Here is a 25,771-nt window from a genome sequence, read left to right as displayed (position 1 = left end):
ATTTTTGATCCGATCCATCGCATGCAAAAAGTTGCCCATATCATTGGTGCGGGAATTTCCGGCTTGTCGGCTGCCGTCAGGCTCGCCAACGCCAATTACAAGGTTAATGTCTACGAAGCGACGCAACAGGCGGGTGGGCGCTGCCGTTCCTATTTCGATGCCGCAACCAATCTGACGATCGATAACGGCAACCATCTTCTGCTCTCGGGCAATCACCACGCGCTGGCCTATGCAAGATCGATCGGCTCCGAGGCCGGGCTGGTCGGGCCGAAACGCGCGCAATTTCCGTTCATCGATCTGAAGACCGAAAAGCGCTGGCGGCTCGATCTCGGCGACAGCCGCCTGCCGCTGTGGGTGTTCGATGCCGCGCGGCGCGTGCCGGACACAAGCGTGCGCGACTACCTGGCGCTGGCGCCGTTGATCTGGTCGTCGCCTCAACGACTCGTCGGCGATGCCATCGCGTGTGAGGGCGTGCTGTACCAGCGCCTGGTGCAGCCGCTGCTCCTGGCCGCTCTCAATATCGATCCGCCGGAGGGATCGGCCGGCCTTGCCGGCGCCATCGTGCGCGAGACGCTGCTCGCCGGCGGCCAAGCCTGCCGGCCGTTGATCGCGCGCGACGGCTTGAGCGCGGTGCTGGTCGATCCGGCAATCAAGCTGTTGCAGGAGAGGGGGGCCGCGATCCAGTACGGGCGCGAGCTCCGCAGTTTCGACAATGCCGGCGGCCGTATCAGCAAGCTGGGCTTTGGCGAGGAGACGATACCTCTTGCTCCTGCCGATGCCGTTGTACTGGCCGTGCCGCCGCGTGCGGCGGCTTCGCTGTTACCCGGGCTGAAAACACCGACCCAGTTCCACGCGATTGTGAACGCGCATTTTCGCTATGATCCTCCACAAGGCCAGCCGCCGATTTTGGGGGTGGTCGGAGGGCTCGTGGAATGGCTTTTCGCGTTTCCCCAGCGCCTGTCGATCACGATCAGCGGCGCTGACCGGCTGGTCGACCGGCCGCGCGAGGAGCTTGCGCAGGCGATTTGGCGGGATATCTGCAAAGCTTCTGGAATAACGGCCGAAATGCCGCCCTGGCAGCTCGTGCGCGAGCGCCGCGCCACATTTGCGGCGACCCCGGAACAGAATGCGTTGCGGCCGGGGGCCGTAACGGCCTTCAAAAACCTGTTTCTTGCCGGCGACTGGACTGATACGGGGTTGCCGGCAACCATCGAAGGCTCGGTGCGGTCAGGAGACCGCGCTTCCGATCTGGTCCTCGCTGCGGCCTAGCGCGGCGAGCTCCGATGATGATCGGCACAGCAGGAGATTTCGAACGAAATGCAGTCTGCAATGAGCAAGCTTGAGGCGGGAAACGCCCTTGAGGCGAGCATTCATTCGGCGACCGAAGCACTGCTGGGGCACCGGCAGGCGGACGGACATTGGGTGTTCGAACTTGAGGCCGACTGCACGATCCCTGCCGAATATGTGCTGCTCGCCCACTACCTCGGCGAGGCGGCCGATACCGCGCTCGAGGCCAAGATCGCCAACTACCTGAGACGCATTCAGGGCGACCACGGCGGCTGGTCGCTGGTCCATGCCGGCGATTTCGACATGAGCGCGAGCGTCAAGGCGTACTTTGCCTTGAAGATGATCGGGGATTCCATCGACGCCCCGCACATGGTGCGGGCGCGCGAGGCTATTCATGCGCGTGGCGGCGCGATCAAGAGCAACGTTTTCACGCGCTTCATGTTCTCGCTGTTCGGCGTCACGACCTGGCGCGCGGCTCCGGTCGTTCCGGTTGAGATCATCTTGCTGCCGCTTTGGTTCCCCTTTCATCTCAATAAGATTTCCTATTGGGCGCGCACGACGCTCGTGCCACTCTTGGTGCTGGCGGCGCTGAAGCCGCGCGCGAGGAATCCCAGGGGTATCGGCATCGACGAACTGTTCCTGGAAGACCCGCGCTCGATCGGTATGACGTCCAAGGCGCCGCATCAGAGCTGGGGCTGGTATCTGCTGTTTAGCGCACTGGACAGCGTGCTCCGCGTGGCCGAACCTCTGTTTCCGAAAAAGCTGCGCGCTCGTGCGATCGATGCGGCCGTCGCCTTCGTCGAAGAGCGGCTGAACGGCGAAGACGGCGTCGGCGCAATTTTTCCGCCAATCGCCAACACCGTCATGATGTATGACGCGCTCGGCAAGGGCGCGGACTATCCGCCGCGCGCCATCCAGCGGCGCGGGCTCGCCAAGCTGCTGGTGATCGGTGAGGAGGAGGCGTATTGCCAGCCTTGCGTCTCGCCGGTGTGGGACACCGCGCTGACCTGTCATGCCCTGCTCGAAGCCGACAGCGATGAGGCGAAGGGGCCGGCCAAGCAGGGCCTGGACTGGCTCGTGCCCCTGCAAGTCCTGGACGTCAAAGGCGACTGGGCCGTCAGGGCGCCGCAGACCCGGCCGGGCGGCTGGGCCTTTCAGTACAACAACGCCCATTATCCGGATCTCGACGACACCGCCGTGGTCGTCATGGCGATGGACCGGGCCAGGCGCGGCGTGCCGAACCCGGCCTATGACGCGGCGATTGCCCGCGGCCGTGAGTGGATCGAGGGGATGCAGAGCAAGAATGGCGGCTGGGGGGCCTTCGACGCCAACAACCTCGAATATTACCTCAACAACATCCCGTTCTCGGATCACGGCGCCTTGCTCGATCCCCCGACCGAAGACGTCACCGCCCGTTGCATTTCCATGTTGGCCCAACTGGGAGAAAACGCCGATACGAGCCCTGCGCTTGCGTCGGGGGTAGCCTATCTGCGGGGCACTCAGCTCGCGGAAGGGTCCTGGTATGGCCGCTGGGGCCTGAACTACATTTACGGCACCTGGTCCGTGCTCTGTGCCCTCAACGCCGCCGGGGTTGATCATCAGGATCCCATGGTGCAGAGGGCCGCGAAGTGGCTGGTCTTGGTCCAGAACGCCGATGGCGGCTGGGGAGAGCATGCGACCAGCTACCGACTCGGCTATAAGGAATTCAAGAAGGGGTTTGACGGCTGCCCGTCAACGGCTTCGCAAACGGCATGGGCCTTGCTTGGCCTAATGGCGGCGGGCGAGGTCGAAAATCCGGCCGTTGCCCGCGGTATCGAATTCCTTATGACCACACAGACTCAAAAGGGCCTGTGGGATGAGCAACGCTATACGGCAACAGGGTTTCCTCGCGTGTTCTATCTGCGCTATCATGGTTATGCGAAATTCTTTCCGCTCTGGGCGCTGGCGCGGTATCGGAATTTGCGAAAGACCAACAGCAGGGCGGTAGGGGTCGGGATGTGAAGTTGGGGGCAAGGATTGGCGCGCCCGTGGGCAATTTGGACCCGCGGCCAGTGCTCATCGTGACTGGTCTTGTTCAGGAGGCCCGGATCGCATCCGGCCCCGGAATGGCCGTTGTCTGCAGCAGTAGCGATCCGCAGCAATTGCGCGCGCTTCTGACCGTATTCGATCCAGCAACGATCCGTGGCGTGATCAGCTTCGGCGTGGCCGGAGGGCTAGATCCTACCTTGAAGTCAGGCGATATCGTGGTCGCGACGGAAGTGCAGGCGGGCGATACCCGCTGGCTGGCCGATCTGGCGCTGAAAGAGGATCTGATCGCCGGCTTTGGTCTTGGGCGCCGGCGCATTGTCAGGGGCCGTCTGGCAGGGGCCGAGGAAGTGGTCGCTGCCCGTCATCTCAAGGAAGCGTTACATCTCGAGACCGGCGCGGCGGCGGTCGATATGGAAAGCCATATTGCGGCGGAATACGCGGCCAATGCCGGGCTGCCTTTCGCGGCCCTTCGCGTCGTCAGCGATCCCGCTCACCGCGCTCTGCCGTCGCTTGCCATGGCCGCCATCAAGCCGAACGGCGACATCGACCTGCGCAAGGTCCTGCGCAGCGTCGCGCGGAACCCGCGGACGCTGCGTGACCTGGTCACGACCGGGATCGATTTCAGTCGCGCGCTGCGCAGCCTACGCGGCTGTCGAGGCTTTCTGCTCGGCAGCGAGGGCCTCGTCGCGGCGGATCTCTGACAGCCGCTTCTGCACTTCTGCGGAGAAGATGTACTGCGCGGGGCGCTGCTGGCTGAGGTCGATTTCCGGCGCCATCGGACCCGTGGTCCGAACGCCGCGGATAGCCACCTTCAGCGCCTTGAGCGGGTTCTTGAATGCGTCGGTCGCCGCGGTCGGCTCATAGCCGCAGTGGGCCATGCAGTTGGCGCACTTCTCATACTTGCCGGTGCCGTAGCTATCCCAATCCGTGGTGTCCATCAGCTCCTCGAAGGTCTTGGCATAGCCTTCACCGAGCAGATAGCACGGCTTCTGCCAACCGAAGATGTTGCGGGCGGGCATGCCCCAGGGTGTACACTCGTAGCTCTCGTTGCCGGCCAGGAAGTCCAGGAACAGGCCGGAGTGCATGAAATTCCACTTCTTGCCCTTGCCGCGCGCGAACACGTCGCGGAACAGGTTCTTGGTCTTGGTGCGGTTGAGGAAGTGTTCCTGGTCGGGCGCGCGCTCATAGGCGTAGCCCGGCGACATCGAAACGCCGACACCGAGTTCGGTGGTGAAGTCGAGGAATTTGGCGATGTCCTCCGCCGAATGTCCGTCGAAGACCGTGGCGTTGACGTTGACCGTAAAGCCCTTGGCCTTGGCCGCCTTGATCGCCGAGACGGCGCGTTCGAACACGCCTTCCTGCGACACGGCCTTGTCGTGATGCTCCTTCAGGCCATCGAGGTGGACCGAGAAGAACAGATAGGGCGACGGCTCGAACAGGTGCAGCTTCTTCTCGAGCAGCAAAGCGTTGGTGCAGAGCGAGACGAATTTCTTGCGCTCGACGAGGCCGCGAACGATTTCGCCGATGTCCTTGTGGATCAGCGGTTCACCGCCGGGGATCGCCACCATCGGCGCGCCGCATTCGTCGGCCGCATCCCAGCACTCCTGCGGCGTCATGCGCCGGTTGAGGATGGCATCCGGATAATCGATCTTGCCGCAACCGACGCAAGCAAGATTACAGCGAAACAGCGGCTCCAGCATCAGCACCAGCGGGTACCGTTTCCGGCCCATCAGCTTCTGTTTCATCAGATAGCCACCGATGCGAATTTCCTTGAAGAACGGTATTGCCATTACGTGTCTTTCTGCATCCAAGATGAGGAATAATCAGCCCGCAGCTAGTTCGGCCGGAAGCCGGAATTCGATATTTTCTTCGCGGCCCGGCAGTACCGAAACCGCAACCGGTCCGATGCGCCGCAAGGCCTCAATCACGTCGTCAACAAGCACTTCTGGCGCCGAAGCGCCGGCGGTGATGCCCACCGCCTTGGCGTCCTTCAGCCATTCCGGATTGAGCTCGCTGCCATCGGCAATCAGGTAACTCGGAACGCCGACTTCAGTGCCGATTTCGCGCAGCCTGTTTGAATTGGAACTATTCGTGGCCCCAACCACCAGAATAACGTCCACGAGCTTGCTGAGGTCCCTTACCGCAGATTGGCGGTTTTGTGTCGCATAGCAGATATCCCGGGTGTCCGGGCCTTGAATGTCTGTAAATCGGGCCCGCAGGGCCGCGATGATGTCCTTGGTATCGTCGACGCTGAGCGTCGTCTGGGTGATATAGGCGATCGGAGCGTCCGAGGGCAGGGGCAGGGCGGCGACTTCCTCGACATTCTGGACCAGCAGCACCGGGCCCGGAACCTGTCCCATGGTGCCCTCGACCTCGGGATGGCCGGCATGGCCGATCAGGATCAGGGAGCGGCCCTTGGACATGTAGCGCTTGCCCTGGTTGTGAACCTTGGTCACAAGTGGGCAGGTGGCATTGAGCACCGGCAGGCCGCGCGCGGCAGCCTCTTCTTCGACGCTCCGCGCCACGCCATGGGCACTAAAGACCGTGACCGCGTTGGCCGGCACCTCGGAAAGGTCCTCGACGAAGATCGCGCCCTTGTTCTTCAGGCTCTCGACCACGTATTTGTTATGGACGATCTCATGCCGGACATAGACCGGGGGACCGTACTTTTCGAGCGCGCGTTCGACGATTTCGATCGCACGCACGACACCCGCGCAAAAGCCGCGGGGCTGCGCCAGAAACACTTCCATCGGACGACCGTTACGCAAATTAAGCTACCCTCATTTTGGCGCGCCGCCCGGTCAGGACATCCGCCAACATTTGTGGTCTCCGCGCCGCAATATCTACACCAACGCCGTTGGGTCGTAGACGCACGGCTTTGTGTCAAAAAAAGACCGGATAGGAAAGGCGACTCGAACCAGTTTGCGCCGCGGGAGACCTATATGCGGTTCCCAGCGTTAATTTAGGTAACATGATACGGTTTTTGCCGGTGTCGGCCCAAATCCGCTCACAGCTGCGTCATCGCGTCGGGATAAGCATCGGTCCCATGCGCGGCGGCCCAGATTTGGCGCTTTTTGCGGCTCTTTCGGCGCCCGAGCAAAGCGAAAACCTCAAAATGACCATTAGATTGGCCCGGGGAACTCCGCTAGACAGCGAGCGTTGCCGGCGGGCCGCCGAGACCCAGAAAGAGATGAAGTGCTGACCAAGATAGTTGTTTCGATTGTTACGACATGCACGCGGTTTGCTGCCACGACTGTCCTGATCGCCGTCGCCCTTGCGGTGGGGGCCGGCCTCTATGCGGCCAAACATTTCGAAATCAATACCGACATCAACACCCTGATTTCGTCCAATCTGGACTGGCGCAAACGCGACATTCAGTTCGACAATGCCTTCGACCGCGACCGGATGATCCTGGCCGTGGTAGAGGCGCCCACGCCGGAAGCAACGACCGCGGCGACCGTCACGCTCTTCCACAAGCTCTCCGGCGACAAGCAGCATTTTGAATCAGTGGAATCGCTCGGTACGGGCGAGTTCTTTGAGAAAAACGCGTTCCTGTTTCTTCCGAAGGAACAGGTGGCCCAGCTCACGGGACAGTTTGAGCAGGCGGCTCCGCTGATCGAGATCATGGCTGGAGATCCATCCCTGCGCGGGCTGACGGGGGCACTGGAAACCGTGCTGGCGGGCGTCCGGCGCGGCCAGATCAAGCTCGACAGCACCGAACGTCCCCTTAATCAGATATCCGGGACCATCGAGGATGTGCTGAAAAACGGCAACGCCACCTTCTCCTGGCGCCGGCTTGTCAGCGACAAGCCTCTGACCGACGCCGACCGGCGGGCCTTCATCGAGTTCAAGCCGATCCTGGATTTCAACGCGCTTGAGCCCGGTAAGGCGGCGACCGACGCCATCAGGCAGGCCGCAAGCGATCTCAATCTCGAAAGCCAGTTTGGGGCGCGGGTCCGCCTGACCGGACCGGTGCCGATCGCCAACGAGGAATTCGGGACGGTGGCCGACGGCGCCGTGGTCAACGGCATCGGCACTGTCGTCGTGGTGCTTTTCATCCTCTGGCTGGCGCTGCATTCGGCGAAGATCATCTCGGCGGTGTTCGCCAATCTGGCCATCGGCCTTGCGATCACGACCGCGATCGGCCTGGCGATGATCGGTTCGCTCAATCTGCTCTCGATTGCTTTTGCGGTGCTGTTTATCGGACTGGGGGTGGATTTCGGCATCCAGTTCAGCGTTCGCTACCGTTCCGAGCGTTTCAAGAGCAACGATCTGAAGACCGCCTTGGCCAAGGCGGCGGAATATTCCGCCATCCCGCTCTCACTCGCGGCCATGGCGACGGCGGCGGGGTTCATGTCATTTCTGCCGACGGACTATAAAGGCGTTTCCGAACTCGGCGAGATCGCCGGCGCCGGCATGCTGGTGGCTTTTCTCACCAGCATCACGGTATTGCCGGCCTTGCTCAGCCTCTTGAATCCGCCCGGGGAGGATGACCCCGTTGGCTATGGCTTTCTCGCGCCGCTCGATCGTTTTCTCGAAGATCATCGTGTGATCATCGTTGTCGGCACCCTGGTGGTGGCGGCCGCCGGTTTGCCGCTGCTTTACTTCCTTCACTTCGACTTCAACCCGATGCATTTGCGCAACCCAAAGGCTGAATCGATCGCGACGTTTCTTGATCTGAGGAAAGATCCGAACACCGGCGCCAACGCCATCAACGTGATGACGAACTCGGAAGCCGATGCGAAAAAGATCGAGCAGAAGCTTTCCAAGCTGCCGGAAGTGCTGCGGGTCATGTCGCTCGACAGTTTTGTGCCGGAAGACCAGCCGGAAAAGCTGAAGCTGATCGCGCAGGGCGCGAAAGTTCTCAATCCGGCGCTTAATCCCGACTCCGTCGATCAGGCGCCCTCGGACGCCGAAAACGTCGATGCCTTGAAGGGTTCGGCGGAAAGCCTGCGCAAGACGGCAGGCGAGGCGAAGGGGCCTGGGGCTGTGGCTTCCCGGCGGCTGGCCGACGATTTGGCAAAGCTTGCCGATTCGAATGAAGCCACGCGCGAAAAGACCCAAACCATCTTCGTGACGCCGCTGAAGGTCGTGCTCGATCAACTCAAGAACGCGTTGCAGGCAAGGCCGGTCAGCCTGAACACCTTGCCGGCTGATTTGGTGAGTAGCTGGAAAACCAAGGATGGCCTGATGCGCGTCGAAGCCGAGCCGCGTGGCGATCCCAACGACAACGATACCCTGCGCAAGTTTGCCGCCGCCGTGCTCAGCGCTGAGCCGACGGCGATCGGCGGGCCCGTCTCGATTCTCAAATCCGGCGATACGATCGTCAAAGCCTTCATTCACGCAGGCTTCTGGGCGTTGCTGGTGATCAGCCTGTTGCTGTGGATCACCCTGCGTCGGATCACCGACGTGCTGCTGACGCTGGTGCCGCTGCTGGTGGCCGGCGCGGTGACGCTCGAAATCTGTGTCTTGATCGACCTGCCGCTCAACTTCGCCAATATCGTCGCACTGCCCTTGCTGCTCGGCGTCGGCGTCGCCTTCAAGATCTATTATGTGACGGCGTGGCGCGCGGGGAGAACGAATCTGCTGCAATCGAGCCTGACACGCGCCATCTTTTTCAGCGCGCTGACCACGGCCACGGCGTTCGGGAGCCTGTGGCTGTCGAGTCATCCGGGAACCGCGAGCATGGGCAAACTGCTGGCGCTGTCGCTCGTCACGACGCTTGCAGCTGTGTTGCTGTTTCAGCCCGCGCTAATGGGTAAACCGCGCGATGTCGGGAATTAGACAGATATCGCCGACGGCGTCGGTCGCGATCGCTGCTGCTGCCGCCGGCTTCTGACCCTTGGACAGCTCGGTAGCACCCGTAGTTTTCGGGGCTACCGCGGTCCTTGTCGGTTTTGCTACGTTACCTGCACTGGTCGGCGGAATCGGCCCGGCGATACGGGTCCAGGTCTCGCCGCCGCACAGAAAGCCGAGCACGCAGCCCTGAATCTGCAGCTTGTCCGAACCGACGGGCTTGATCGTCGAGCTATAGGTTTTTCCATCGTTGGCGTTGTAGACTTCGCCCTCCCACTGATCTACTCCCGCCTTCTTCTTCATATTGATCAGGATCGGGATGCCGAGCGTCAGTCTGCTTCTCTTGGAGGCATCGGGATTGTGTGCGTCGAGGCCGCCAGGCTCCTTCTCCCAAATCACCGCGCCCCAAATATTGCCGTTGCATTCCGCCACGCGGATATGGGCGACGCCGTCCGCCACGCGCCAATCTCCCGTCGGATCCGCCGCCAGTGCGGACGCCGTCGTCATCACCGTTAATGCTCCCAAAAAAATAGTCGTACGCATAATCTCTCGTTGGCGATGCAGCATGGTCTAGCCTATGCTTAAAGGGAATTCGGCTGGATGGCAAAACGCCGCATAGGACGTTTTCAGTTGACGGAATGGGCACCAATCGAAGTATTTAGCTGATGACATATCCCAATCTAGACGTTTCTGAGATTTTTGTGGACCGGCAGGGGCAACGCAGCTCCATGCATGCGCGCCACCTGAACGAGCAACTCGTCCGGGTTCTCAAGACGATCGGCTACGACGTCGGTTTCCAGAAGGGTCAGGGCCAATACCTGTTCGATCGCGATGGCGTTCGTTACCTCGATCTATTGAGCGGTTTTGGCGTTTTTGCGATTGGCCGGAACCATCCGGTCCTGCGCGAGGCGCTGAAAAGCGTCCTCGACAGCGACTTCCCAAACCTGGTGCAGCTGGACGTATCGACGCTTGCCGGCGTGCTGGCCGAGCGGTTGCTCAAATATGTCCCATATCTGGACAAGGTGTTTTTCGCCAATTCAGGTGCGGAATGCGTCGAGGCGGCGATCAAATTCGCCCGCGGCGCGACCGGCCGACCCGGCATCGTCTACTGCACACACGGCTATCATGGATTGACCTATGGAGCGTTGTCGCTGACCGACGATCCGAATTTCCGTGGCGGTTTCCAGCCGCTGCTACCGGGCTGCTCGGCGATTCCGTTCAACGATCTCGCTGCGCTCGAGCAGGCACTGTCATCGCGCGAAGTGGCCGCCTTCATCTTCGAGCCGATCCAGGGCAAGGGCGTCAACATGCCGACCGACGAATTCTTGCCAGGCGCGGCGGCGCTGTGCCGCAAATACGGCACGCTGATGGTTGCCGACGAAATCCAGACCGGCATGGGGCGGACTGGACGCTTCCTCGCGGTCGAGCACTGGAATATCGAACCCGACATGGTTCTGTTGTCGAAGGCGCTCTCCGGCGGTCACGTTCCGGTTGGCGCGGTTCTCACGCGCAAGAATATCTTCGACAAGATCTTCAATCAGATGGATCGCGCGGTCGTCCACGGTTCGACCTTTGCCAAGAACGATCTGGCGATGGCCGCCGGCATCGCCACGCTCGAAGTCATCAAGTCGGAAAAGCTGGTCGAGGCTGCCGCCAGGCGCGGCGCGGAGCTCCGCCTCGCGCTCAACCGCATGGTGCCTGAATACGAACTGCTGAAGGACGTGCGCGGCAAGGGATTGATGATCGGCCTCGAGTTCGGTTCGCCGAAATCGCTGCGGCTGAAAGCTTCCTGGAACGTGTTAGAGGCAGCCAACAAGGGCCTGTTCTGTCAGCTCATCACCGTGCCCCTGTTCAAGGACCACAAGATCCTGACTCAGGTGTCGGGTCATGGCAGCCACACCATCAAGCTGTTGCCGCCGCTGACCATCACCGAAGAGGACTGCAACTGGGTCGAACGGGCATTCGATTCCGTGATTGCGTCGAGCCACAAGGTTCCCGGTGCGATCTGGTCGCTCGGCAAGACGCTGGTCGACAACGCCGTTCGCAAGTCCGCCTGAATCTCTGGATTCCCGCCTGGCGCGGGCTCAACGCGAATCTTCCAGGATCATCCCAGCCGCTTTTTCGGCAATCATCGCGGTCGGCGTATTGGTGTTGCCCGAGGTGATCGTCGGCATTTGCGGGGAGCGCGCGCTAGTTATCGGCGATCCATGTCTCAGCACTGAGCCGCGCTTTACTCTGCCGGCTTACAATAATCCACCGCCCGCTGCACCACGACGGCGAGTGGCGGCCGTCCGTTCCTCGCAGACTTCTACCCAAAGCTCGTAGGTCTCTCGGACCATTCGGTCCAATTCGTCGAACGTGAACAACTCAACACCCTGGTCCAAAAAGATCGCTGGCTCGCGCGGTCCTTTTGCCGAAAGCGCGAACTGCACAACCGCTAACGAAACGTCAGCGAAGTCAGGATCGGCCGCTCGAATTCGTTCATGCATTACTGAGAACACAAAGCGTCGACCCTGCACGGTAAGCCGTTTGACGCGACGTGGGTCCAAGAATGGGATGCCCGGCAGCGACGCGCAGATTTGCCTGCTCCTCATCGTCACTACGCGATTTCCTTTGAATTGCTTGCGCAATTTTTGCCCACGGTGTTCGTGGCATCGGCCCGATGAGGTCAGATTGAACGTTCAAAACGTCAGACATAGAGCACCGGACGGGACCGTACGAATACGGCGGGTGGCCTAACCGTATCTGTTCCAACGCTCGCCTCTTCTCATCTCGCAACATCGGTGCAATGCGAGCGAGATCTATTTCAGGCAAAGGGCGTATCTTCACGTGGCTCTCCGACCGACCGGCAACTGCCGACAGAAACTTTGTGATGCTTGAACCGCTCCCGAATCACTTCATCGGGAATGCGCATCCCAAATGCCAGGGATGTTCTGCCTTTGTCCACTACGAAATGCCACGGCGCGCCCTTGGCGTGCGAAATATCCACCAGTCTTCCGGGGGTCATTCGACCATACGACTGAACGATTCTGCTTATGTGCCGAATTATCTCGGGTTCGGTGGGCGGGGCAATTGGCTCACGCGTGCCCCTTACGACGTTTTGTCTATCAGCCCGGAAGCCAATCGGTTCCGCGCCCGCGCGTTTGAACGCTTGGTAGGCGGCTGGATTTACCGGGCCGTATTCCCAAGCCTCAAAATAGCCAGACACTAAAGGGCGCCCTTGTTCGATTAGAAAAATGGCGTGCGCGAAATACAACAGCTTCTGAAGCGCCAAATTGGTCAGGTGCTGACCAATTCGCTCACTTTCATCAAGCATCAGATTCGCGATGCAGCGCGGGTCGTAGACCTCAGTCATCATACACTTCAATCGAGAAAGGGACGCGCTTACTTGGCAGGCGTTGCAATCAGTTCAGCATCCGCAAGCGACGAAAGTGCAATCTCAATAGTGCGATCTTCGAACAGTTTTAGTTTCCGTTCGCCCGCCGCCCTTCCGCCAGGCCAACTCGCCAATCGCTCGCGAATGGCGGCGACGTTTGGCTCTACGGACGCCTTGTTGACTAGCCAGTCGACCGTCGAGAGAAGCTCCATACCTAACGGTGATTCGAAGCCATCGATTAGCTCAGAGGTCTTCTCAAGCGCCGGACGAAACTCTTTTGCTTCGGCCAAGGTCAGATAAGCCGAAACCTTGTCGCGCTTCGAATCGTCGAAATGGATCACATCGAACGGACCAGCGTCGCCGAGCCTTTTGTCGCAATGCAGGTAACTTCCATCTAGCCCATTCAAGAGATGCTTAAGCTTCTCCGAATATGGTCCAAACTTATTGGCCGTGAACTCGAAGTCCATGCGGTTGTCGAGATTTGGCTTCACGACGAAGCGCTCTAAAAAATATCCGAGCTTCTGTATTTCGAGCAGTGTGCAATCAAACCCAAGAATGGAATATCGTCGCACCAGTTCCGCAATCAGCGCGCGCGTTACAGTTAGTTTTTCTACGCCGGTCCTCTTGGCGACATTCTGGTACTTTGCAGTCGGCTCGTAGACGATCACATCAACGTCGCTCAGCTTACCCAGAGCAGCTTCAATTTGTTGACGAACATCTTTCCACGCCAGCCCGCCGTTGCCCGCACCCAAGGGCGGCAGGGCGACTGACTTAACGCTGTTTTCGCTAATGAAGCGCCTTAGGTCCTCCAGTCCTCGAACGATCCATTCCATTTTGGACGGAAAGCGCCAATGGGCCTTCGTCGGGAAATTTATGATCCACTTAGGACCGAACATTTCCCCTCGGCGTTCAGTGACGAACATTTTGCCGATCTGAACTTCCTCAGACCGGCACGCTTCTTCGTACGCTTTGAAGTTTTCAGGATAAGCTTCTTTGAACATCAAAGCGACGCCCTTACCCATCACGCCCACCGTATTCACGGTATTGACGAGAGCCTGCGCGTCAGCGTCCAGCAGATTGCCTTGCGTAAAGCGGATCATGTCAGAGGAACCAATTCCTGCGGGTGATGATCTGAATTTTGCTGCCTTTCGAATCACACAACTGTTCGACGCCGGTCTTTACCGTATCGTTGTAGCAAGCGATGCCCATGATCCCATCCAACGGGATCTTTTTGTGCACCAAGGCTTCCGCCTGGTACTTTTCGAACTTGTCCATGTCGTCTTTCCTGAAGTTCTTCACCTGCAACACCGGCCAAATGATCCAACTAAGATTGGTAAGATCATCCGAAAACTGCGCCAGCTTCAGGTAGGCGTGTCGGTCTGTGAAGACGAACGGGATTCCCTTTTTCCTCAGGTGGTGCAGCGACGAGACCAGAATTACTATGTCCTCGATGGGCTGCTTCGGGATGCCGTTGTACCCGGTCTTGATGTTGTAAAGCATCGGGCTGAACGGAGTGAAATAAAACGGGACATAATCGCCCAGGGTTCCTCCCGGCCCACATGGCACCGGGCGCGCCTTGCGTTTCGCAATCAGCTCTTGATTACCGATCTCGACGTACTTCGAGGCATTCGCTTCGTTTCGGCATAAGCATCCGCCATCGTTCAAGACCTTCTCAAGGTTGCCTTTATGGCAAATCCGAAAAATGAAAGCTTTCTCGGGGTTCAAAAGGTCCTTGGACATCAAACGACCATACGCCGATGCCCTCAGCAGGCGAAAGACGCGCGGCCCCCGTATTCACAGCGCCATCTTCCACAGTGCCAATCTCCCCTAAAGAGAACAAATTAAGAACAAGTAAAGAGTCGGTCAACAGGAAACTCCACCACAACCGCAAATTTCGCTGATTTTCGGGTTAGTCGTTGGGCTCAACGCGAATCTTCCAGGATCATCCCAGCCGCTTTTTCGGCAATCATCGCGGTCGGCGTATTGGTATTGCCCGAGGTGATCGTGGGCATCACGGATGCATCTGCGACCCGCAGGCCCGCAAGCCCTCGGAAACGCAGGCGCTCGTCGACGACTGCGGAGGGATCGTTTTCGGCTCCCATTTTTGCCGTTCCGACCGGATGAAAAATCGTCGTCCCAATATCGCCGGCTGCTTTGGCGAGCGATGCCTCGTCGTCGCCGACCGACGGTCCCGGCAAAAACTCCTCCGGACGATAAGCGGCAAGCGCGGGCTGCTTCATGAGGCGTCGCGTGGTGCGGATGGCGTCGGCGGCCACCTGGCGATCCTCGTCGGTCGACAGATAGTTTGGCGCGATCGAAGGCGCAGAATCGGGAACGGCGGATTTGATGCGCACGGTGCCGCGCGACGTCGGCTGCAGGTTGCAGGCGCTGACGGTGATCGCGGGAAAACGGTGCAGGGGATCGCCGAACTTGTCGAGCGAGAGCGGCTGGACGTGGAACTGGATGTTGGCCCGCTCGCGGTTGTTATCGGAGCGGGTGAAAATCCCAAGCTGCGACGGCGCCATGGTGAGCGGCCCGCGCCGACGGAAGGCGTAGTCGAGCCCCATCAGGCCGCGACGCATATAGGAGTAGTAGGTCTCATTCAGCGTGCGCACGCCCGTCACCTTGTAGATCGCGCGCTGCTGTAGATGGTCTTGCAGGTTGCGCCCGACGCCGGGGCGATCGATGATGCTGGCGATACCGAGCGGCGCCAGCCATTCCGCCGGACCAATGCCGGAGCGATGCATGACTTGCGTCGAACCGATCGAACCGGCCGAGAGGATGATCTCGCCTTTGGTGCGGGCTTCGAAGACCTGTCCGTCTCCTGAGAATACAACGCCCACCGTGCGGCCGTTCTCGACGATGAGCCGATCGACCAGCACGTTCTTCTCAAGCCGCAGGTTGGCGCGCCTCAAGGCGGGCTTGAGAAAGCCGCGGGCCGACGACCAACGGCGTCCGCGTTTCTGGTTGACGTGAAAATAGCCGACGCCTTCGTTGTTGCCGGTGTTGAAGTCCGGGATTTTGTGTATCCCCATTTGCTGGGCGGCCTCGCCGACCGCATCGAGAACAACCCAGGAGAGCCGCGGCGCTTCGATGCGCCAGCCGCCGCCGACGCCGTGATGTTCGCTCTCGCCGAGAAAATGATCCTCCAGGCGGCGAAAGGCCGGCAGGACGTCGTCATAGCCCCACCCGGTCAGTCCAAGCTGGCGCCAGTGGTCGTAGTCGGCGGCCTGTCCACGCATCGAGATCATGGCGTTGATGGCTGACGAACCGCCGATCACCTTGCCGCGGGGATAGGCCAGCGAGCGGCCATTGAGGCCCGCCTCCGCATCGGTCCGGAACATCCAGTCCGACCGGGGATTACCGATAGCGAAGAGGTATCCGACCGGGATGTGAAACCAGATCCAGTTGTCGCCGCCGCCGGCTTCGAAGATCAGTACCCGGTTGCGCGGGTCGGCCGACAGGCGATTGGCGAGGATGCACCCGGCGGTGCCGGCGCCGACGATGATGTAGTCGAAATCTCCCTCAAGCCGCGTGGCCATTTTTGGCTTTTCCATTCTGGCGTGGTGAGGGCCGACAAAGTCCGGCCCATGGGTCTTTGTCAATGATCCAGAGGTATTGGGCTGTCCGTGTCCGGTGTGCTAGATAAGGCGTTGATCAAGCATTCAGAACCGAGTTTGCCATGCCCATCGTCAATCGCGCGGCCGATCTGCAACCCGAAATTCAGGCGTGGCGCCGAGAGATCCACGAACATCCCGAACTGGGATATGAGGAGGGCCGCACCTCGGCCTTCGTGGCCGAGCGGCTTCGCCAGTTCGGCTGCGATGAAGTGGTGACCGGCCTTGGCGGGACCGGCGTTGTCGGCCTCATCAAGGGCCGAAAGCCTGCCGGCAAGGGAGATATCAGGACGATCGGGCTTCGCGCCGACATGGACGCGTTGCCGATCGAGGAGGCGACCGGACTACCCTATGCCTCCAAGGCCTCCGGCAAGATGCACGCCTGCGGCCATGACGGGCATACCGCGATGCTGCTCGGCGCAGCGCGCTATCTGGCCGAGACCCGGAATTTCGGCGGCGATGCTATTGTCATCTTCCAGCCGGCGGAAGAGGGCGGCGCGGGTGCGGCCGCCATGATCAAGGACGGACTGTTCGACCGGTTTGCCATCGATCAGGTCTACGGCATGCATAACGGCCCGGGAATCCCGGTCGGCGCCTTTGCGATCCGGCCCGGTCCGATCATGGCCTCGACCGATGCCGTCAATATTCGTATCGAGGGGCGCGGAGGACATGCGGCGCGTCCGCATTTGTCGATCGACTCCGTCATGGTCGGCGCGCAACTGATCACGGCGCTGCAATCCATCGTGTCGCGCAGCGTCGATCCGCTCGAGGCCGCCGTGGTCTCGATGTGCGAGTTCCACGCCGGCAACGCCCGCAACGTGATCCCGCAGACCGCGGAAATCAGGGGCACTGTTCGCACGCTGACGCCGGAAGTCCGCACCCTGGTCGGAAAGCGCGTTCGCGAAGTGGTGGAAGGCGTGGCGCGGATGACCGGCGCCAAGATCGACCTCGAATACGAGGCGGGCTATCCGGTCGTGGTCAATCACGCGGCGCAGACCGATTTTGCGATTGGCGTGGCGAAAGAGATCGCGGGAAACAGCAACGTTTCCGAGATGCCGCCGATGATGGGCGGCGAGGATTTCGCCTTTATGCTGGAAAAGCGGCCGGGCGCATTCATTTTCTGCGGCAACGGCGACAGCGCCGGGCTGCATCATCCGGCTTATAACTTCAACGACGAAGCGATCGTTTTTGGCACGTCGTACTGGATCAAGCTGGTCGAGAACGCGCTGGCGGCGTGATTTCCGAAGTTCGCATCATCTTGGGGAGCCACGTTTGCGAATTTCGGAATCGGAAAGGACACTGGCAAAATTATTGATCGCGTGTGGCCTTGGTTCAGAAGTCCGCATGATGAGCCCTCGAGGAGTTAGCGCTGGCGACCCCTATTAGGCCGCACTGGCTGACTTCCGTAAAAACACAGCAGCCATCTTCAGGTCATCGACAAAGCGCGCGTATTCTCGCGCCTTGGCGTCCGCATCCGGCAGGCGGAGCAGATAGGACGGATGCACCGTTACCAGCGCCTTGGTTTTTTCATCGAGATCAATGAGGTGGCCGCGGTTTTTATTAATCGGCATCATCTTGCCGAATACGCCTTGCGCGGCGGTGGCGCCCATGGCGACCACCAGCATCGGTTTGATCGCGGCTCGTTCGCGTTCGTACCACGGCCGGCAAGCCCTGATTTCCGGCGTTGCCGGTTTCTGATGCAGGCGGATTTTTCCACGGGCTAAGAATTTGAAATGTTTGACCGCGTTGGTGATGTAGACCTGTTTGCGGTCGATGCCGGCCTCGATCAGCGCGCGGTCAAGCATCTGACCGGCCGGACCGACGAACGGCTTTCCGGCGAGATCTTCCTTGTCGCCCGGCTGCTCGCCCACCAGCATGATCGGCGCATGCGGCGGTCCTTCACCGAATACGGTCTGGGTGGCGTCTTTCCATAACGGGCAGGCGCGGCAGTTGGCTGCTTCCTCGCGCAATGTCTCAAGCTCGTCGCCTGCGGCGACAGTCTTGCGTCTCATCGGCCCTTCCAGCCGCCTTTGCGCCTTGTGCGGCTCGGTCGCGGTTTTCGCGATCATCGTGTCGGTGGCGCGTGCGGCGCCCGCGATCAGAGGTCCAATCATCGAAGCCTCCGGCAGGTTCCTCCAATACTTTTTCGGCATTTCGGTCTGCATCGCCTTCACCTTGAGACGGGCAGGATTGAAGATCGTGGCGTAGTAGCGCCGCCAGGTCTCTTCCAGCCGATCGGAGGTTGGCGCGTCCGCCTTGCTGACGCCCGGCGTGAACGAGATCGCAAAGCCATCCCAATGCGCGCAGAGTTCGGGCGTCAGGATCGACCAGGGCATGTCGGCAAAACGTCGCGCGAAGAACGGGGCCGCCAACTCCACGATGTGGTGTTCGGGCTCGAACCAGGCGACATAGCGGGCTTCCCGTTCACGTCCGATCTCGCGGAAGCGGACGAAGGCGTGCATCTTGTGCTCGTCGTGCCGCACCGCCTTTGCCATGGCCGTAACGCGGATGACGTCGGGATCGGTCGCAACATCCAGGAGGTCGTGATCGCCCCGTAAGCGCCACAGCAAACGATAAAGCACCGCAAATCGCTCGCGGTCGTGGTGCAGGATCGCGATTTTGGCGAGTTCGACAAACCTGGCGGAGACGCTGAAGGTCTCAGCCGATGGGCGCGGTTGCGATGTCGTCTCGGCAGGTGCGAATAATTCTTCATCACCCCTGATACTCCATGTCACATCCTCCGGCCTGATGCCATCGAGGACGAGCGTGCGCGCGGCTTGCCGCCAGCCGTCGAAATCGGTTTGGTGATCAAGGATGATGTGGTGCATGATGTTACTCGCATGACGAAGCCTTAGAATCCGAATCCCAACTGGGCCGCCTTCGGCTTGAAGCGCTGGGCAAGGTTTGCGGCATCAAGCCGGCTTCAGCGATCAGCGCGTCATCGGCCTCGGGAATGGTCTTGAGATGAATGTAGCCGCGGAAATGATGCTCTTCGCGAAGCTTGCGCGCGACACGAACCACTTGCTCCATGGTGTAGTCGGCGCTGCGGATGATGCCGGAAGAGAGAAACAGTCCCTCGATATAATTACGGCGATAAAAGTCGATCGTGAGCTTCACCACCTCGTCGATGGTGAAGCGGGCGCGCGGCACGTTGCTGGAAGCGCGATTGACGCAATAGAGGCAATCGTAGTTGCAGGCGTTGGTGAGCAAGACCTTCAACAACGAGATGCAGCGGCCGTCCGGCGCGTAGGAGTGACAGATGCCCATGCCCGGCGCGGTCGAGCCGAGGCCCTTGCCGTCGCTGGAATCCCGCATCTCGGTGCCGCTGGACGCGCAAGAAGCGTCGTATTTGGCGGCATCTGCGAGAATTTCCAGCTTACGTTGTACGTCCATCCCTAAATCCCTTTGATTCCATTCATGAATCGTCAAATCGCCGATTCGAATTGACTCTTCGGTCTCCGTTAGCTTTAAATTAGAACATATCATGAACAAATGAGCCAGCTTCTGGTTCTCTCAAAATCAGAAGCGGTCACATCAGCTTTCAGAGGGACGCGGCGCATCATGAGGATGAGCGCAGCAAGAAATTTTGCGGCCTTACGCAGCAGCATCGAGCGCATCGAAACGCATGGCGCGGCGTGTGGCCTGCGCAAGGTGCCGCTCGGACATGCGGAGGCCGACGCACACCTGCAAGGCGGGCTGGCTTTGGGCGTCATGCATGAAGTGTTTGCGGAAGCTGGTCGGCAGGGCGCGGCGGCGACCGGCTTTATCGCGGGACTTGCAGGACGCGTCGCCGCCCGGCGGCCTCTTGTGTGGATCCGGCAGGACTTTGCGGAGGTGGAAGCGGGCGCCATCTCGATGCACGGGTTTTCCGAACTCGGCCTCGATCCGCGCCTTCTCGTCACCGTTCGCGCGGCCGACGTGGATCAAGCGTTGCGGACAACGGCTGACGCGTTGGCCTGCGATGCGGTGGGCGCCGTCGTGCTGGAGGTCTGGGGCGAGGCGAAGCAGCTCGACCTCGTTGCCAGCCGCAAGCTGACATTGGCCGCCCAGGCCTCGGGCGCGACCGGTCTAGTGCTGCGGATGGCAGCAGAGCCGAGGGCCTCGACGGCCGAGACCCGATGGATCGTGCGCGCGGCGCATTCGCCGCCGGGCTCAAAGCCCTGGACTGCATGGGGCTCGCCGCAGTTTGAGGCGCAGCTTGTCCGCAATCGTCATGGCCCGACCGGCCGCTGGATCATGGAATGGAAATGTGATGAGTGCCTTTTCGGAAAACCGGCGGCGTATTCTCAGCCTGTGGCTGCCGCGCCTGCCTACCGACCGCATCAAACGGCAATTATCCAGCGACGCGCGAGCTAAACAAATTTCTTGCGGCATAGACGGTCGGCCCTCTCCTTCCGTGCAGGGTAGGGAAATCGTATTTGATGGCGCACGTTCTTATCCCTCCCCCCGCGAAGCGGTGGGGAGGGAAGGCCGCAGCGAAGCTGAGGCCAGGGTGGGGGGCGGTGTCTTGCGGAAACTCCCCCCACCCCGGCCTTCGGCCGACCCTCCCCACCACTCGCTACGCTCGCGGGGGGAGGGATCAAACCTTGGACCCAGCATCGTTGTTGCCAGGGAAAACAACATGCTGCGGATTTCCGCGCTCGACGATGCGGCCGCCGATGTGGGCCTCGCGGTCGGCCTGCCGCTCGCGAACGCCCGCGCCATCTGCCCCGAGGTTCAGGTCTATGACGCCGACGAGACCGCCGACGCCGACGCGCTGAATGCCATCGCCTGTTGGTGCGACCGTTTCACTCCGCTGGTCGCGCTCGATCTCCCGCACGGTCTGTTTCTCGACATCGCCGGCTGCGCGCATCTGTTCGGCGGCGAAGCAGCGATGATGAATCTCGTATCCGGTATCCTGACCGCGCAGGGGTTTATGGTCAGCGCCGCCGTCGCCGGAACGGCCGTCTGCGCCCGGACGCTGACCCGTCATGTCCACGGCCGGATCGTTCGCGATGGCGAGGAGGCCGAAGCCGTCCGGCCGCTGCCGATATCGGCGCTGGGAGCGGATGTGGCTGTCGTGACGGGCCTGCGCCGCGCCGGGTTGAAAACCATCGGCGATGTGGCGGACCGCGCTGGCCACGAAATCACCGCGAGGTTCGGTGCTCGTTTCACGGCGATGCTGGAACAGGCGCTGGGCAAAAGCGATGCGCCGATCAGTCCACGTAAGCCGCTGCCCGATTACATCGTGGAAAAGCGTTTTGCCGAGCCGGTTGCAACCGAGACGGTGATCTCGGCCACCTTGTCGGGATTGGCCGGGATGCTGGTCGCAGCGATGGGCAAGCAAGGCAAGGGCGCGCGGCGGCTGGAGGCGCGTTTTTTCCGCACCGATGGCGCGGTTCGCACCATCTCGGTCGATACCGGGCAGCCCGTCACCAAGGCTGAGGTGATCGACCGGCTGTTTCGCGAGCGGCTGGAGGCTTTAAACGACCCGCTCGATCCCGGCTTCGGGTTCGACCTTATTCGCCTGGACGCAAGCCGCACCGAAATCGTCGTGCAGGAGCAGCGCGATCTCGATACCCATGTGCATGACCGGGACGAAATCTCGGCCCTGATCGACCGCATCGCCGCGCGCATTGGCGGCAAGCGCGTGGTCGTTCATTTGCCGCAGGATACTCACATTCCCGAACGCGCGGTGTGGGCCGGGCCGGCGCAGCATCATCTGATAGAAGCCGCGCAAGCCGCTTGGCCCGCGCGCGTTGAGGGTGAGCCGCCGCTGCGGCCCTTGCGGCTGTTCGAGCGGCCGGAACAGATCAAGGTCATCGCCGAGGTGCCGGACGGTCCGCCGGCGCGGTTTGTCTGGCGCCGCGCCACCCATGCCGTCGTCCGCGTCGAAGGTCCTGAGCGCGTCGCCATGGAATGGTGGCGCGCGCAAGGCGAGATGCTGACGCGCGATTACTTCCGCGTCGAGGACGAAGAAGGCTTGCGGTTCTGGCTCTATCGCGACGGGTTATTCGACGAGGTCGAACAGAAGGAAGGCAAGCCGCCATCGCCGAACTGGTTCATGCATGGGTTGTTCGCATGAACACTTCACTGATGGATTACGCAGAAATCGGCATCACCACGAACTTCTCGTTCCTGCGCGGCGGCTCGCATCCGCAGGCCTATGTCCATCAGGCGGGAGAGCTTCGTCTTCCCGTCATCGGCATCGCCGACCACAACACGCTGGCCGGCGTGGTGCGGGCTTACAGCGAACTCGATAATCCCGAAATCGAACACAAGCCCAGACTTCTGATCGGATCGCGGATCGTTTTCATCGACGGTACGCCCGACATCCTGGTTTATCCGCGCGATCGCGCGGCTTACGGCCGGCTGTGCCAGTTGCTCACCCGTGGCAAGCGGGGCGAGGACACGCTCAAGGGTGAATGTCATCTGAAGATCGATGATCTCCTGGAGTTTGCCGAGGGGCAGCTTCTGGTGCTGGCGCTGCCGCACCGTTTCGAGGAAGCGAAAGCGGACGACCTTCTGAAGCGCTTGCGTTCAAGTCGCGCCGACGGTGTATGGCTCGCGGCGAGCCTGCTCTATCGCGGCGATGACCGGCGGCGTCTGGCCTGGCTCCGGCACATCGCCGACCGCGCCGGCGTGCCGCTGCTGGCGACCAATGAGGTGCTCTACCACGACCCATCGCAGCGTCGCCTGCAGGATATCCTCACCTGTATTCGCGAGAAGACGACCATTGAAGCGGCCGGCAAGCGCCTCGAGGCCAATGTCGAACGCCATCTCAAGCCGGCGCAGGAAATGACGCGGCTGTTTCGCGACGTGCCGGAAGCAATCGCGGAAACCATGCGGTTTGCCGGCCGCATCGTCTTTTCGCTCGATCAGCTCAAATACCAGTATCCCGACGAGCCGGTGCCGCCGGGCAAGACAGCGCAGCAACATCTGGAAGACCTGACCTGGGCAGGCGTGCAAAAATATTTCGACGGAAAAATCGACGACACATTGCGCGCGACCTTGCACAAGGAACTCGCTCTCATCGCCGAATTGAAATACGCGCATTATTTTCTCACCGTGCACGACATTGTGCATTACGCGCGAAAGCAAAAAATTCTTTGCCAGGGACGGGGATCGGCGGCCAATTCCGCCGTGTGCTACGTGCTCGGCATCACTTCCGTCGATCCGACCAAGGTCGATCTCTTGTTCGAACGCTTCATTTCCAAGGAGCGTCTGGAGCCGCCGGACATCGACGTCGATTTCGAACATTCGCGGCGCGAGGAGGTGATGCAGTATGTCTACCGCCGCTATGGCCGGCACCGTGCGGCCATCATCGCGACCGTCATTCATTATCGGCCGCGCAGCGCGATCCGCGACGTCGGCAAAGCGCTTGGGCTGACCGAGGATGTGACCGCAGCGCTCGCCGATACGGTATGGGGAAGCTGGGGCAGTGGCCTCAACGAGATGCAGGTCAAGCAGGCCGGGTTCGATCCCCGGAATCCGATGGTGGAGCTTGCGGTCGAGCTCGCGACCGAATTGATCGAGTTTCCGCGGCACCTGTCGCAGCATGTTGGCGGTTATGTGCTGACCCAGGACCGGCTCGACACCTATGTGCCGATCGGCAATGCCGCCATGGACGACCGCACCTTCATCGAATGGGACAAGGATGACGTCGATGCGCTGAACATGATGAAGGTCGACGTGCTGGCGCTGGGAATGCTGACCTGCATTCGCAAATGCTTCGACCTGATCGCGCTTCACAAAGGCGAGCGTTACGAACTTGCCGACATCAAATCGAAGGATGACGATGAAGTTTATCAGATGCTGCAAAAGGGCGAATCGCTCGGCGTCTTCCAGGTCGAAAGCCGCGCGCAGATGAACATGCTGCCGCGCCTGAAACCGCGCACCTTCTACGACCTCGTTATTGAAGTTGCGATCGTGCGACCCGGGCCGATCCAGGGTGACATGGTGCATCCATATCTGCGCCGGCGAAATGGCATCGAGAAGGAAAACTATCCGGCGCCTTCGCCGGAACACGGCCCCCCGGACGAACTCTACAAGGTTCTGCACAAGACCCTGGGCGTGCCCTTGTTTCAGGAGCAGGCGATGCGTATCGCGATCGAGGCGGCAGAATTTACATCCGAAGAAGCCAATGGATTGCGCCGCGCGATGGCGACGTTTCGCAATGTCGGAACCATCGGAAATTTCGAGGAGAAGTTGATCGGAAACATGATCCGGCGCGGCTACGATCCGCAATTTGCAAAAAACTGCTTTGAGCAGATCAAAGGCTTTGGTTCTTACGGCTTCCCGGAAAGCCATGCGGCAAGCTTCGCGCAACTCGTCTATGTTTCGTCATGGCTGAAGTACTGGCATCCCGACGCCTTCTGCTGCGGATTGTTGAATTCACAGCCGATGGGTTTTTATGCCCCGGCGCAGATCGTCGGCGATGCCCGCAAGAACGGCGTCGAGGTGCGCGAGATCGACGTGACCCATAGCTTTGCCCAGAATACGCTGGAAGAAAAGGACGGGGGCCATTGCGCGGTACGGCTCGGCTTTCGCCAGATCGACGGCTTCAAGTGGAAAGATCCGGACGAGGAGCGGCTGAAATATATCCAGTCGTCATTCCGGGATGCGCCTACAGAATGCTTCTTGGTTGACCCGGTGGGACCGCAGTCTTGCTCCACCTCTCCCCAACGGGGAGAGGTCGATTTGCGCAGCAAATCGGGTGAGGGGGCTCAGGTCCTTCGAGAGACCTTGCCCCTCACCCGCGCCTCCGGCGCGACCTCTCCCTATGGGAGAGGTGTGGCACCGCCGGAGCATGAGATCGACGACTGGGCCGATCGCATTGTCGCCGCGCGCAATCGCCGCCGTTTTACCTCGCTGGAGGACTTTGCCCGCGACACCGGCTTGCCCAAGCGCGCGCTGATCCTGCTCGCGGATGCCGATGCGTTTCGTTCCATCGGGCTCGATCGCCGCGCTGCGCTGTGGGCCGTGCGGCGTCTGCCGGACGATGTGCCGTTGCCGCTGTTCGAGACCGCCGCCGCCCGCGAGCAGCCGGATGAACAGGCAAAACCGTTGCCGTCGATGCCGCTGCCGGAGCATGTGGTCGCGGACTATCAGACGATCAGGCTGTCGCTGAAGGGGCATCCGATGGAATTTTTGCGGAAAAGGTTCACGCGTGAGGGCGTGATCGCCTGCTCGTCGGTGTCCGATGCGCGGGACAAGCAGTATGTCCGCTGCGCCGGGGTGGTGCTGGTGCGCCAGCGTCCAGGCAGCGCCAAGGGCGTCGTCTTCATGACACTGGAGGATGAGACCGGTATCGCCAATATCGTGGTTTGGCCCAAGGCGATGGAGCGTTTCCGCAAAGAAGTGATGGGATCGCGGCTAATTCTGGTTGAGGGCACTATCCAGAGCAGCCCGGAAAAGGTCGTGCACCTCGTTGCTGAAAGGCTGTTCGACCGTTCCCGCGATCTCCTCGATCTCGCTGACGATATGGTCAGCCAGAAACATGCGCTACCGGTGGCTGCCGCCTTGATCGAGCCGCTTAATGACGACCGGCGCGATCACCCGGATAGTCCAGCGCAGAAAATCCGCCATCCTCGCAACGTTCGCATCCTGCCGCCGTCGCGGGATTTCCACTAAAGCGTTTTCGAGCGAAGTGGATACCGGTTCGCGTGAAGAAAACGCGTCAAAACAA

17 protein-coding genes and 2 pseudogenes are annotated in these 25,771 nt (G+C 60.8%); 9 read left to right on the top strand and 10 right to left on the bottom strand.

Going from position 1 to position 25,771, the window contains the following annotated elements; all coding sequences use genetic code 11:
* Positions 1 to 21 precede the first annotated feature (21 nt).
* From hpnE to M6D32_RS00860, 3 genes are read left to right on the top strand one after another with little or no spacing between them, the layout of a single operon-like run.
* A complete protein-coding gene (hpnE, locus tag M6D32_RS00870) occupies positions 22 to 1,269 on the top strand; it encodes a hydroxysqualene dehydroxylase HpnE (RefSeq protein WP_298252410.1) in 1,248 nt (415 codons plus the stop codon).
* A gap of 60 nt (positions 1,270 to 1,329) precedes the next feature.
* Complete coding sequence (shc, locus tag M6D32_RS00865; RefSeq protein ID WP_298252491.1) at positions 1,330 to 3,288, top strand: squalene--hopene cyclase; 1,959 nt, start codon at positions 1,330 to 1,332, stop codon at positions 3,286 to 3,288.
* Positions 3,285 to 4,016: a phosphorylase gene (locus tag M6D32_RS00860; protein ID WP_298252408.1), complete on the top strand. Its 732-nt coding sequence runs from the start codon at positions 3,285 to 3,287 to the stop codon at positions 4,014 to 4,016. The genes shc and M6D32_RS00860 overlap by 4 nt, the downstream gene beginning before the upstream one ends.
* Here M6D32_RS00860 and hpnH read toward each other — a convergent pair.
* Both hpnH and ispH read right to left on the bottom strand, forming a co-directional pair.
* Positions 3,957 to 5,105 (bottom strand): adenosyl-hopene transferase HpnH, encoded by a 1,149-nt coding sequence (gene hpnH, locus M6D32_RS00855; protein ID WP_298252406.1) that lies wholly within the window; start codon positions 5,103 to 5,105, stop codon positions 3,957 to 3,959. The genes M6D32_RS00860 and hpnH overlap by 60 nt on opposite strands.
* 33 nt (positions 5,106 to 5,138) lie before the next feature.
* Positions 5,139 to 6,065 carry a 4-hydroxy-3-methylbut-2-enyl diphosphate reductase gene (gene ispH, locus M6D32_RS00850; protein ID WP_298252489.1) on the bottom strand — a complete coding sequence of 309 codons (927 nt, stop codon included), beginning with the start codon at positions 6,063 to 6,065 and terminating at the stop codon, positions 5,139 to 5,141.
* A 445-nt stretch (positions 6,066 to 6,510) separates the two neighbouring features.
* Between ispH and M6D32_RS00845 the strand changes: the two genes are divergently transcribed.
* Positions 6,511 to 9,099 carry an MMPL family transporter gene (locus M6D32_RS00845; protein WP_298252404.1) on the top strand — a complete coding sequence of 863 codons (2,589 nt, stop codon included), beginning with the start codon at positions 6,511 to 6,513 and terminating at the stop codon, positions 9,097 to 9,099.
* Here the strand turns inward: M6D32_RS00845 and M6D32_RS00840 are convergent.
* On the bottom strand, positions 9,067 to 9,654 hold the full coding sequence (locus M6D32_RS00840) for a DUF2147 domain-containing protein (RefSeq protein WP_298252487.1): 588 nt from the start codon (positions 9,652 to 9,654) through the stop codon (positions 9,067 to 9,069). The two genes, M6D32_RS00845 and M6D32_RS00840, sit on opposite strands and share 33 nt — an antisense overlap.
* A 122-nt stretch (positions 9,655 to 9,776) precedes the next feature.
* Here M6D32_RS00840 and hpnO point away from each other — a divergent pair, with 122 nt between their 5' ends.
* Entirely contained in the window at positions 9,777 to 11,168 is a 1,392-nt protein-coding gene (gene hpnO / locus M6D32_RS00835) for an aminobacteriohopanetriol synthase HpnO (RefSeq protein ID WP_298252402.1), read from the top strand.
* Positions 11,169 to 11,354: 186 nt separating this feature from the next.
* Here the strand turns inward: hpnO and M6D32_RS26895 are convergent.
* The 5 genes and pseudogenes from M6D32_RS26895 to M6D32_RS00815 all read right to left on the bottom strand — a co-directional run bounded on the left by M6D32_RS26895 (position 11,355) and on the right by M6D32_RS00815 (position 16,029).
* Positions 11,355 to 11,940, bottom strand: a pseudogene (locus tag M6D32_RS26895) (hypothetical protein).
* A complete protein-coding gene (locus M6D32_RS00830; RefSeq protein ID WP_298252399.1) occupies positions 11,918 to 12,469 on the bottom strand; it encodes a Panacea domain-containing protein in 552 nt (183 codons plus the stop codon). Before M6D32_RS00830 ends, M6D32_RS26895 begins: the two are co-directional and overlap by 23 nt.
* 26 nt (positions 12,470 to 12,495) lie before the next feature.
* A complete protein-coding gene (locus tag M6D32_RS00825) occupies positions 12,496 to 13,587 on the bottom strand; it encodes a macro domain-containing protein (protein ID WP_298252397.1) in 1,092 nt (363 codons plus the stop codon).
* 1 nt (position 13,588) lies between these two features.
* A complete protein-coding gene (locus M6D32_RS00820) occupies positions 13,589 to 14,227 on the bottom strand; it encodes a DUF4433 domain-containing protein (RefSeq protein WP_298252395.1) in 639 nt (212 codons plus the stop codon).
* Between the two features lie 182 nt (positions 14,228 to 14,409).
* The gene (locus M6D32_RS00815; RefSeq protein WP_298252393.1) at positions 14,410 to 16,029 is read right to left on the bottom strand and encodes a GMC family oxidoreductase N-terminal domain-containing protein; all 1,620 of its coding nucleotides are present in this window, start codon (positions 16,027 to 16,029) and stop codon (positions 14,410 to 14,412) included.
* Positions 16,030 to 16,169: 140 nt separating this feature from the next.
* Here M6D32_RS00815 and M6D32_RS00810 point away from each other — a divergent pair, with 140 nt between their 5' ends.
* On the top strand, positions 16,170 to 17,342 hold the full coding sequence (locus tag M6D32_RS00810) for a M20 aminoacylase family protein (RefSeq protein ID WP_298252391.1): 1,173 nt from the start codon (positions 16,170 to 16,172) through the stop codon (positions 17,340 to 17,342).
* 144 nt (positions 17,343 to 17,486) lie between these two features.
* Here the strand turns inward: M6D32_RS00810 and M6D32_RS00805 are convergent, their stop codons facing one another.
* Together M6D32_RS00805 and M6D32_RS00800 are read right to left on the bottom strand one after the other, a co-directional pair.
* Positions 17,487 to 18,932 (bottom strand): UdgX family uracil-DNA binding protein, encoded by a 1,446-nt coding sequence (locus tag M6D32_RS00805; RefSeq protein ID WP_298252389.1) that lies wholly within the window; start codon positions 18,930 to 18,932, stop codon positions 17,487 to 17,489.
* Positions 18,933 to 19,020: 88 nt separating this feature from the next.
* Positions 19,021 to 19,497 (bottom strand): annotated as a pseudogene (locus tag M6D32_RS00800) (biotin synthase); the annotation flags it as partial.
* A 174-nt stretch (positions 19,498 to 19,671) separates the two neighbouring features.
* Here M6D32_RS00800 and M6D32_RS00795 point away from each other — a divergent pair.
* The 3 genes from M6D32_RS00795 (at position 19,672) to M6D32_RS00785 (ending at position 25,716) form a co-directional block, all read left to right on the top strand.
* On the top strand, positions 19,672 to 20,460 hold the full coding sequence (locus M6D32_RS00795; protein WP_298252485.1) for a DNA repair protein: 789 nt from the start codon (positions 19,672 to 19,674) through the stop codon (positions 20,458 to 20,460).
* 241 nt (positions 20,461 to 20,701) lie between these two features.
* Complete coding sequence (locus M6D32_RS00790) at positions 20,702 to 22,168, top strand: DUF6504 family protein (protein WP_298252483.1); 1,467 nt, start codon at positions 20,702 to 20,704, stop codon at positions 22,166 to 22,168.
* A complete protein-coding gene (locus M6D32_RS00785) occupies positions 22,165 to 25,716 on the top strand; it encodes an error-prone DNA polymerase (protein WP_298252387.1) in 3,552 nt (1,183 codons plus the stop codon). The genes M6D32_RS00790 and M6D32_RS00785 overlap by 4 nt, the downstream gene beginning before the upstream one ends.
* The last annotated feature ends 55 nt before the right edge of the window (positions 25,717 to 25,771 follow it).

It is taken from the genome of Bradyrhizobium sp. (assembly GCF_027307225.1).
In the GTDB taxonomy this organism is placed as follows: Bacteria; Pseudomonadota; Alphaproteobacteria; order Rhizobiales; family Xanthobacteraceae; genus Bradyrhizobium.
This window is presented reverse-complemented; position numbering and strand designations above follow the sequence as displayed.

Excerpts from the sequence above, each read along its gene's own strand:
- hpnE (WP_298252410.1), top strand. The coding sequence starts at position 22 with ATGCAAAAAGTTGCCCATATCATTGGTGCGGGAATTTCCGGCTTGTCG.
- shc (WP_298252491.1), top strand. The coding sequence starts at position 1,330 with ATGAGCAAGCTTGAGGCGGGAAACGCCCTTGAGGCGAGCATTCATTCG.
- hpnH (WP_298252406.1), bottom strand. The coding sequence starts at position 5,105 with ATGGCAATACCGTTCTTCAAGGAAATTCGCATCGGTGGCTATCTGATG.
- ispH (WP_298252489.1), bottom strand. The coding sequence starts at position 6,065 with ATGGAAGTGTTTCTGGCGCAGCCCCGCGGCTTTTGCGCGGGTGTCGTG.
- M6D32_RS00840 (WP_298252487.1), bottom strand. The coding sequence starts at position 9,654 with ATGCGTACGACTATTTTTTTGGGAGCATTAACGGTGATGACGACGGCG.
- hpnO (WP_298252402.1), top strand. The coding sequence starts at position 9,777 with ATGACATATCCCAATCTAGACGTTTCTGAGATTTTTGTGGACCGGCAG.
- M6D32_RS00830 (WP_298252399.1), bottom strand. The coding sequence starts at position 12,469 with ATGATGACTGAGGTCTACGACCCGCGCTGCATCGCGAATCTGATGCTT.
- M6D32_RS00825 (WP_298252397.1), bottom strand. The coding sequence starts at position 13,587 with ATGATCCGCTTTACGCAAGGCAATCTGCTGGACGCTGACGCGCAGGCT.
- M6D32_RS00820 (WP_298252395.1), bottom strand. The coding sequence starts at position 14,227 with ATGTCCAAGGACCTTTTGAACCCCGAGAAAGCTTTCATTTTTCGGATT.
- M6D32_RS00815 (WP_298252393.1), bottom strand. The coding sequence starts at position 16,029 with ATGGCCACGCGGCTTGAGGGAGATTTCGACTACATCATCGTCGGCGCC.
- M6D32_RS00810 (WP_298252391.1), top strand. The coding sequence starts at position 16,170 with ATGCCCATCGTCAATCGCGCGGCCGATCTGCAACCCGAAATTCAGGCG.
- M6D32_RS00805 (WP_298252389.1), bottom strand. The coding sequence starts at position 18,932 with ATGCACCACATCATCCTTGATCACCAAACCGATTTCGACGGCTGGCGG.
- M6D32_RS00795 (WP_298252485.1), top strand. The coding sequence starts at position 19,672 with ATGAGCGCAGCAAGAAATTTTGCGGCCTTACGCAGCAGCATCGAGCGC.
- M6D32_RS00785 (WP_298252387.1), top strand. The coding sequence starts at position 22,165 with ATGAACACTTCACTGATGGATTACGCAGAAATCGGCATCACCACGAAC.